Genomic DNA, 623 nt, shown 5'->3' with positions numbered 1-623 from the left:
GCCGTGGACTACGTGCTGAAGCCGGTGCAGCGCGAGCGGCTGGAGGCCACCGTCTGCCGGCTCAAGGCGCGCATGGAGGCSCGGGACAGCAGCCACGAGACCCACGACGTGGGCGCCATGGTCGATGCAGACAAGCTCGCGCAACTGCTGCACCGGCTGGAGTCGCTCGAGAACCAGACCCCGACGCGTTCCGCCGGGCAGTATTTGCGCTTTATCAAGGCGCTGGTGGGGCAGGAGGTCCGCATCATCCCGGTGGACGAAGTGGTCTACCTCGAAGCCACCGACAAGTACGTGAACGTGGTCTCCACCAGCGGCGAGGCGCTGATCCGCACCAGCCTGCGCGAACTGGCGCAGCAGCTGGACCCGGACCGCTTCTGGCAGATCCATCGCGGCACGGTGGTCAATATCGACTGCGTGGCCAGCGCGATCACCCAGTCGCTGGGCCGGCTCTCGCTGCGGCTGCGCGACCGCGAGGAAGTGCTGCCGGTGGCGCGGCAGTACGCGCACCTGTTCAAGCAGATGTAAGGCGGCAGGCCGCCTCAATCCGCCATATTTCCTCTACCATGGCCGCTTCCCGAGTGGCTATTTTCCGAGGAGACGTCCTGATGCCCCGCGTTTTCGTC

1 protein-coding gene is annotated in these 623 nt (G+C 66.2%); it reads left to right on the top strand.

Annotation, left to right across the window (positions count from 1 at the left end):
* Positions 1-525: LytR/AlgR family response regulator transcription factor (locus AB4Z16_RS28080; protein ID WP_441514586.1), on the top strand; the 525-nt coding region annotated here is incomplete at its 5' end.
* Positions 526-623 lie beyond the last annotated feature (98 nt).

It is taken from the genome of Allobosea sp. TAF32, from assembly GCF_052113585.1.
Taxonomy (GTDB): Bacteria; Pseudomonadota; Alphaproteobacteria; order Rhizobiales; family Beijerinckiaceae; genus Allobosea.
This window is presented reverse-complemented; position numbering and strand designations above follow the sequence as displayed.